Origin of the sequence: Sphingosinicella sp. (genome assembly GCF_052388015.1) — a bacterium.
In the GTDB taxonomy this organism is placed as follows: domain Bacteria; phylum Pseudomonadota; class Alphaproteobacteria; order Sphingomonadales; family Sphingomonadaceae; genus Allosphingosinicella.
On the sequence record NZ_JBQTIN010000110.1, the window covers coordinates 1 to 7,608 of the forward strand.

At 68.2% G+C, this 7,608-nt stretch carries 7 protein-coding genes and 1 pseudogene; 5 read left to right on the forward strand and 3 right to left on the reverse strand.

The features are described from left to right. From ACT4N3_RS09125 to phoU, 3 genes and pseudogenes are all read right to left on the reverse strand, one after another. Positions 1-413: pseudogene (locus ACT4N3_RS09125) on the reverse strand (hypothetical protein); the annotation flags it as partial. A gap of 234 nt (positions 414-647) precedes the next feature. Beyond that, positions 648-1,340: a phosphate regulon transcriptional regulator PhoB gene (phoB, locus tag ACT4N3_RS09130; RefSeq protein ID WP_444854907.1), complete on the reverse strand. Its 693-nt coding sequence runs from the start codon at positions 1,338-1,340 to the stop codon at positions 648-650. Continuing rightward, a complete protein-coding gene (gene phoU, locus ACT4N3_RS09135; RefSeq protein WP_444854908.1) occupies positions 1,337-2,002 on the reverse strand; it encodes a phosphate signaling complex protein PhoU in 666 nt (221 codons plus the stop codon). The genes phoB and phoU overlap by 4 nt, the downstream gene beginning before the upstream one ends. A 154-nt stretch (positions 2,003-2,156) precedes the next feature. On the opposite strand from phoU, the gene ACT4N3_RS09140 reads away from it, so the two are divergent. From ACT4N3_RS09140 to ACT4N3_RS09160, 5 genes are all read left to right on the forward strand, one after another. Beyond that, positions 2,157-4,448: a bifunctional salicylyl-CoA 5-hydroxylase/oxidoreductase gene (locus ACT4N3_RS09140; protein ID WP_444854909.1), complete on the forward strand. Its 2,292-nt coding sequence runs from the start codon at positions 2,157-2,159 to the stop codon at positions 4,446-4,448. Beyond that, on the forward strand, positions 4,445-5,200 hold the full coding sequence (locus ACT4N3_RS09145; protein ID WP_444854910.1) for an SDR family NAD(P)-dependent oxidoreductase: 756 nt from the start codon (positions 4,445-4,447) through the stop codon (positions 5,198-5,200). Before ACT4N3_RS09140 ends, ACT4N3_RS09145 begins: the two co-directional genes overlap by 4 nt. After that, on the forward strand, positions 5,197-5,694 hold the full coding sequence (locus ACT4N3_RS09150) for a MarR family winged helix-turn-helix transcriptional regulator (RefSeq protein ID WP_444854911.1): 498 nt from the start codon (positions 5,197-5,199) through the stop codon (positions 5,692-5,694). Before ACT4N3_RS09145 ends, ACT4N3_RS09150 begins: the two co-directional genes overlap by 4 nt. Further along, positions 5,691-6,500, forward strand: a complete 810-nt coding sequence (locus tag ACT4N3_RS09155) for an enoyl-CoA hydratase family protein (protein WP_444854912.1) — start codon at positions 5,691-5,693, stop codon at positions 6,498-6,500. Before ACT4N3_RS09150 ends, ACT4N3_RS09155 begins: the two co-directional genes overlap by 4 nt. After that, a partial coding sequence (locus ACT4N3_RS09160) for an acyl-CoA dehydrogenase family protein (RefSeq protein WP_444854913.1) occupies positions 6,500-7,608 on the forward strand: 1,109 nt, incomplete at its 3' end. The genes ACT4N3_RS09155 and ACT4N3_RS09160, both read left to right, overlap by 1 nt.

Below are 7,608 nucleotides of genomic sequence, written 5' to 3' on the forward strand. Positions count from 1 at the left end.
ACCTCGTTCGAATTGGCCATCGTCCAGGCCAGCTCCTCGAGTTGCTCGCCATTGAACTCGGAGCCGTTGACGCGGCGAATCACGTCGCCCGGACGAAGCCCTGCCCGCTCGAGCGCCGGCATCGACGCGCCGGCGCGAACGATGTGGCCCGTCACCCGGCCGTCCGTGGTGACCGGCTGCAATCCCATGCGATAGCGCAGCGTTTCGACGCGCAGCGCGGCCTGGTCGCCATGCGGTTGACCCTGACCCGGCTCCGCGGGACCCGCCTGGCCCGCCGCCACGCCGTCGAAGCCCAGCCGGTATGTCGCGGTCGATGAACGCAGCACCGCATGGTCGACGCCGACCGAGGCGAGCGTCAGCCCCGGCAGCACGTCGCGTCCCACCGGAATCAGCCGCTGCGCGCCGTCCGGCAAGCCGATGATCGCGCCGGCGCCACCGACGCCGTAGAGACGAAGACCCTGCGGCGAAACAGACGCGGCTGGTGCCAGCGATGGAGCGGCGGCGACGGGCGGGGCCGCCGGAGGCGGCGTTGGTGGCGCGGCCGGGCTGGCGGACGGTGCCTCGTCGGAGCCGCCAGCGAAGATGACGAACAGGAGCAGCGCCGCGACAACCCCCCGCCGCCCACAATCAGCCGCGACGAGCGCCGCTCACCCGGAGTCGTCATCGAGCGCATAGCCGGCCGACCGTACGGTACGGATCAGCTCCGGCCGCCCCTCGAGATTGATGGCCTGGCGAAGCCGGCGGATGTGGACGTCGACGGTGCGCGGCTCGATCTCGCGATCGCGACCCCAGACGGCGTCGAGCAACCGCTCGCGCGAAAACACCCGCGCCGGATTTTCAAGGAAATGCCGCAGCAGCCGGAACTCGGTCGGGCCGAGCGCGATGCTTCGCCCGCCACGCCTCACCTTATGCTGGATGAGATCCATTTCGAGATCGGAGAGCCGCAGCTGCTCGTTGGGCGTCGGCGACGCGCGGCGCAACACCGCGCGGACCCGGGCGATCAATTCGCGCGGACTGAACGGCTTGGTGACATAATCGTCGGCGCCGTTCTCCAGCCCCTTGACCCGGTCCGCTTCCTCGGTCCGGCCGGTCAGCATGATGATCGGCACGCCGGCGGTCGCCGGCGCGCGGCGCAGCCGGCGGCAGACTTCGAGCCCCGACACGCCCTCGATCATCCAGTCGAGCAGGACGATGTCGGGTGGCGATTCCGCCGCCAGCTCGAGAGCCTCGTCGCCGTCGCCCGTATGGGTGACATCGAAATCCTCGCGATCGAAATGCCATTGCAGGAGGTCGGTCAGCGCCGGATCGTCCTCGACAAGCAGCAAGCGCAATCGGCTCATGCCTCTGCCTCCTCGCCGGTGGCGGCATAATGGACGATGCCGGCGATCGAGGCGGCGTGGTCCGCGACCCGCTCGAGCTTCTGGGAAACCATCAGCAGATGGCTGGACGCCGTAATCGTTTCCGGATGGCGGGTCATATGCGCGACGAGCGAGGCGAAGAGGCCGGCATGAAAGGCGTCGACCTCGTCGTCCATCGCGAGCACGCGCGCCGCCGCCGCCGGGTCGCGGACCGAATAAGCATCCAGCGCCGCCTTCACCATCGTCGTTACCGCGTCCCCCATCGCCGCGATCGTGCGCGTCTGCTCGGCGGCGCGGAACTCGCCAAGCTGCATGGCGCGGCGCGCGATGTTCACCGCATTGTCCGCCATCCGCGCGATCAGCGCGACGATGCGGAATGCGGCGAGAACCTCGCGCAGATCGTCGGCGAGCGGCGAGCGCAGCGCGATCATCTGCACCGTCTCACGCTCGATGCGCGCGACGAGGGCCTCCACCCCCTTCTGGCCGGCAAGCACCGCTTCGGCTCGGCCGGCGTCGGCCTTTACCAGGGCCGCCACCGCATCGACGACCGCGGTCTCCGCCCGACCGCCCAGCTCACACACGAGCGCGCGGAGCCGATCGAGATCATCGTCGAACGCCTTCACCGTGTGCGGGTTCGCCTGCACCCGAATCTCCCCCGGCAGCTTGGTCCACGCCTGCGCTATCCGGCTTCTGGGGAGGCGCGATGACAGGATGATGACGGTTCGATGACATGCTCCGGCCGGTCTTGACGCGGCCGCGGATCAGGATATTTTAGGCCTAAAGAACTGGGAGGCGGGGATGCGGATCGCGTGCCTCGGCGGTGGTCCCGCCGGGCTCTACTTCGCGATTTCGATGAAGCTGCGCGATTCCGCGCACGATGTGCACGTCTTTGAGCGCAACCGGGCCGACGACACGTTCGGCTGGGGCGTCGTCTTTTCCGACCAGACGGTCGAGAATCTGATGGCGAACGACGCGCAAAGCGGCGCGACGATCCGCGACGAGTTCGCCCATTGGGACGATATCGACGTCCACATTCATGGCCAGACAATCCGCTCGTCCGGCCACGGCTTCATCGGCATCGGGCGCAAGCGGCTGCTGAACATATTACAGGAACGGGCCCGCGAGCTCGGCGTCCAGCTCCATTTCGAGCAGGAGGCGAGCGCCGATCTCGCCGACTGGGCGGATTATGACCTCGTCGTCGCGGCCGATGGCGCGAACAGCCGCATCCGGGATCGTTATCAGGCGCATATCGGCGTCGACACCCAGGCCCGTCGCAACAAATTCTTCTGGTTCGGCACGCCGAAGGCGTTCGAAGCCTTCACCTTCGCGTTCGAGAAGACGGCGGCGGGCTGGATCTGGGCCCACGCCTATCGCTTCGACGATGATTGCTCGACCTTCATCGTCGAGATGGACCCGGCGACCTGGGCCGGGCTTGGCTTCGACCGGATGAGCCAGCAAGAGGCGATCGCCCTCTGCGAAACGATCTTCGCCAAATATCTCGATGGTGCGCCGCTGATGTCGAACGCGACGCACCTGCCGGGGCCGCAGGCCTGGCTCATCTTCCGGCGGATCAAGTGCGACACCTGGCACCACCGGAATCTGATCCTGCTCGGCGACGCGGCGCACACCGCCCATTTCTCGATCGGATCGGGCACCAAGCTGGCGCTGGAGGACGCGATCAAGCTCGCCGAGGTGCTCAACCGCCCCGGCCTCGGCCGCGAGGCGGCGCTCGCCGAATATCAGGCGGAGCGCAATCTCGAGGTGCTGAAGCTCCAGAACAGTGCCCGCAACTCGACCGAATGGTTCGAGACGCTGGACCGCTACCTCCATTTCGAGCCGATCCAGTTCGCTTATTCCCTGCTCACCCGCTCGCAGCGCGTCAGCCACGAGAATCTGCGCCTGCGCGACAAGGCCTGGCTGGAGGGCGTCGAGCGCTGGTTCCAGTCAAAGGCGGCGGGCAAGCCGGTCAACGAGGCCGCGCCGCCGATGTTCGCCCCGTTCCGGCTGCGCGGGATGGAGGTCGCCAATCGCGTCGTCGTCTCGCCGATGGCGATGTATTCGGCCGTCGACGGCTGCCCGAACGACTTCCACCTCGTCCATTACGGTGCCCGTGCGCAGGGCGGCGCCGGCATCCTCTACACCGAGATGACCTGCGTCTCGGCGGAGGGTCGGATCACACCCGGCTGCACCGGCATCTACACCCCCGAACAGGTCGCGGCATGGACGCGGATCGTCGATTTCGTCCACACCAGCTCGACGGCCAGATTCTGTCTCCAGCTTGGCCATTCGGGGCCCAAGGGCAGCACCAAGGTCGGCTGGGAAGGCTATGACGTGCCGCTGGAGAGCGGCAATTGGCCGGTCATGGCCGCCTCCGACGTGCGGTGGTCGCCCGACAATCAGGTGCCGCGGCCGATGGCCCGCGCCGACATGGACGCGGTGCGCGACCAGTTCGTCGCCGCCGTGCGGATGGGACTGGAGGCCGGCTTCGACATGATCGAGCTGCACGCGGCACATGGCTATCTGCTGTCCAGCTTCATCACCCCGCTGACCAACAAGCGCACCGACGACTATGGCGGCAGCCTCGAAAACCGCCTTCGCTTCCCGCTGGAAGTGTTCCGCGCGATGCGCGACGCCTGGCCGGCGGAGCGGCCGATGTCGGTGCGCATCTCGGCCAATGACTGGATGGGCGACGCCGGCGTGACTCCGAACGAGGCGGTCGAGATCGGACGCGCCTTCGTCGAGGCCGGCGCCGACCTGATCGACGTCTCGGCCGGGCAGACCTGGGCCGATTGCCAGCCGATCTACGGCCGCATGTTCCAGACGCCCTTCGCCGACCAGGTCCGCAACGAAGGACGGCTGACCACGATGGCGGTCGGCAACATCTACGAGCCCGATCATGTGAACTCGATCCTCGCCGCCGGCCGCGCCGACCTCGTCGCGCTCGCCCGACCGCATCTGATCGATCCGAGCTGGACGCTGCGCGCGGCGGCCAGCCAGGACTATCGCCGCGTCGCCGTGCCGCCGCCCTATCTCGGCGGCATGGCCCAGCTCGCGCGCAACCTGCAACGCGAAGCGGAACTCAAGGCATGAGACTGGACGGACAGCATGCCGTCGTCACGGGGGGCGGCACCGGGATCGGCGCCGCGACCGCCCGTGTTCTCGCCGCCGATGGCGCGCGCGTCACCCTGATCGGCCGCCGCCGCGAGCCGCTGGAGATCGCCGCCACCGGTGCCGGATTCTTCGCCACCGCCGATGTCACCGACCGCGCCGAGGTCGACCGCGCCTTCGCCGAGGCGCGCGCGATGCAGGGGCCGATCACGATCCTGGTCAACAATGCCGGCGCCGCGGAGAGCGCGCCCTTCGCCAGGCTGAGCCAGGAAAGCTGGCGGCGGATGATCGCGGTCAATCTCGACGGTGTCTTCCATTGCTGCCAGGCCGCGCTGCCGGACCTGCTCGCCGCCGAGCAGGGACGGATCGTCACCATCGCCTCGACCGCCGGCCTGATCGGCTATCGTTACACCGCCGCCTACACCGCCGCGAAGCATGGCGCGATCGGGCTGATGCGGGCGCTCGCCGCCGAGCTCGCCTCGACCAACGTCACCGCCAACGCGGTTTGCCCCGGCTTCACCGACACCGACCTCGTCGCGCAGGCGATCAGCCGGATCAGCGACAAGACCGGCCGCAGCGCGGATGAGGCGCGCGCCGAGCTTGCGCGCCTCAACCCGCAGGGCCGGCTCGTCACCCCGGACGAGGTTGCGAATGCGGTGCTGTGGCTATGCCTCCCCGAAAGCCGATCCATCACAGGCCAGGCGATCATTGTCGCCGGCGGAGAAGTGACATGAAGCCTTTCCAGCCCATTCGCGAGAAACATGACGGCGCGCTCGGCGACCGCAACAGCGTGCGCGTCTGGCTCCGCCTGCTCTCCTGCACCGACGCGATCGAGAAGGAGATCCAGCGCCGCTTCGCCGAGCGCGGCACCACTTTGCCCCGCTTCGACATGATGGCGACCCTGCACCGCTACCCGGACGGCCTGACGATGGGGGCGCTGTCCGAGGCCATGCTGGTCACCAACGGCAATGTGACGCAGATCGCCAAGGCGCTGGTCCGCGACGGCTTCATCGAGCTCAGGAAGGCGCCCGGCGATCGCCGCTCGTCGATCGCTACCCTCACGGCGGAGGGCAAACAGCATTTCCAACGTCTCGCCCGCGCCCATGGCGACTGGATCGAGCAGATGGTGGGCAGCCTGGGCTTCACCCATCGCGAGCGGCTTTATGTCGCGCTCGGCACGCTCAAGACCTCGATCGCCGCCGCTTCGTCGACAAGGAAGAGACGATGAACCCCGCGACCTTCCGGCCGGAACATTTCCTGTGGGATTTTGCCGACGGCGTGGCGACGATTACGCTGAACCGGCCGGAGCGGAAGAACCCGCTCACGTTCGACTCCTATGCCGAGCTGCGCGATATGTTCCGGGCACTGGTCTATGCCCGCGAGGTGAAGGCCGTCGTCATCGCCGGCGCGGGCGGCAATTTCAGCTCGGGCGGCGACGTCCATGAGATCATCGGCCCACTGACCGAAATGGCGATGCCTCAGCTGCTCGATTTCACCCGGATGACCGGCGACCTCGTCAAGGCGATGCGCGGCTGCCCGCAGCCGATCGTCGCCGCGATCGACGGCATCTGCGCCGGCGCCGGCGCGATCGTCGCGATGGCGTCGGACTTGCGGATCGCGACACCGGACTCGAAGGTCGGCTTCCTGTTCACGCGCGTGGGGCTGGCCGGCTGCGACATGGGCGCCTGCGCGATCCTGCCGCGGATCATCGGCCATGGCCGGGCGTCGGAACTGCTCTTCACCGGCCGAATGATGAGCGCCGAGGAGGGCGAGCGCTGGGGCTTCCACAACCGGCTGGTACCAGCCGATCAGGTGCTCGCCGAGGCTCAATCTCTCGCGCGCAGTCTCGCCGGCGGCCCCACCTTCGCGCACGGCATGACCAAGATGCAGCTCAACACCGAATGGGCGGTGAGCCTTGAAACCGCGATCGAGATGGAGGCGCAGGCGCAGGCGATCTGCATGGCGACGAATGATTTCCGCCGCGCTTTCGAAGCCTTCGCGGCGAAGCAGAAGCCGGTGTTCGAAGGCGACTGATGGCCGACCGCTCCTTCCTCGACTGGCCCTTCTTCGACGCCACGCACCGGGCGCTGGCGGCGGAGCTGGAGAGCTGGTGCGCGGTGCATCTTTCGAACGGCCATGGCGACGACATCGACGCCGAATGCCGCGCGCTGGTCCGCAAGCTCGGCGAGGGCGGCTGGCTGCGTTATTGCGTGCCGGCGGGTTATGGCGGCGTGCATGAGCGGCTCGACGTCCGTTCGCTGGCGCTGATCCGCGAAACGCTGGCCCGGCATGACGGGCTCGCCGACTTCGCCTTCGCGATGCAGGGCTTGGGATCGGGCACGATCAGCCTGTTCGGCTCGGAGGCGCAGAAGCAGGCCTGGCTGCCTGCGGTCGCGTCGGGTGAGAAGATCGCGGCCTTCGCGCTCACCGAACCGACCTCCGGCTCCGATGTCGCCTCGATGGAAACAAGCGCCGATGTCGACGGCGACGGCTTCGTGATCAACGGCGCCAAGGCTTACATTTCGAATGGCGGCATCGCCGATTTCTATGTCCTCTTCGCCCGCACCGGCGAGGCCCCTGGCGCGAAGGGTGTGTCGGCCTTCATCGTCGAGGCCGGCGGACCCGGTCTGGACGATAGCGAGCGGATCGAAGTGATCGCGCCGCACCCGTTGGCGACGCTCAACTTCACCGACATGCGCCTTCCGGCCGACGCCCTGCTCGGCGAGCGGGGGCGAGGCTTCGCGCAGGCGATGGCGACGCTCGACGTGTTCCGAACGACGGTCGGCGCGGCCGCTTTGGGCTTCGCGCGCCGGGCGCTGGACGAGGCGACCACTCGCGCCCTCACCCGCCAATCGATGGGGGCCACGCTCGCCGACAATGCCGTCGTCCAGTCGATGCTCGCCGAGATGGTGCTGGACGTCGAGGCTTCCGCTTTGCTCGTCTATCGCGCCGGCTGGGTTCGCGACGTGTGCGGCAAGCGCAACAGCCGCGAGGCGGCGCTCGCCAAGCTCCACGCCACCGACCGCGCGCAAAGCGTGATCGACAAGGCGGTGCAGATTTTCGGCGGCCTCGGCGTCACCCGGGGCGTCCCGGTCGAGAGCCTCTATCGCGAGATCCGGGCGCTGCGCATCTATGAGGGCGC

Excerpts from the sequence above, each read along its gene's own strand:
- phoB (WP_444854907.1), bottom strand. The coding sequence starts at position 1,340 with ATGAGCCGATTGCGCTTGCTGCTTGTCGAGGACGATCCGGCGCTGACC.
- ACT4N3_RS09140 (WP_444854909.1), top strand. The coding sequence starts at position 2,157 with ATGCGGATCGCGTGCCTCGGCGGTGGTCCCGCCGGGCTCTACTTCGCG.
- ACT4N3_RS09145 (WP_444854910.1), top strand. The coding sequence starts at position 4,445 with ATGAGACTGGACGGACAGCATGCCGTCGTCACGGGGGGCGGCACCGGG.
- ACT4N3_RS09150 (WP_444854911.1), top strand. The coding sequence starts at position 5,197 with ATGAAGCCTTTCCAGCCCATTCGCGAGAAACATGACGGCGCGCTCGGC.
- ACT4N3_RS09155 (WP_444854912.1), top strand. The coding sequence starts at position 5,691 with ATGAACCCCGCGACCTTCCGGCCGGAACATTTCCTGTGGGATTTTGCC.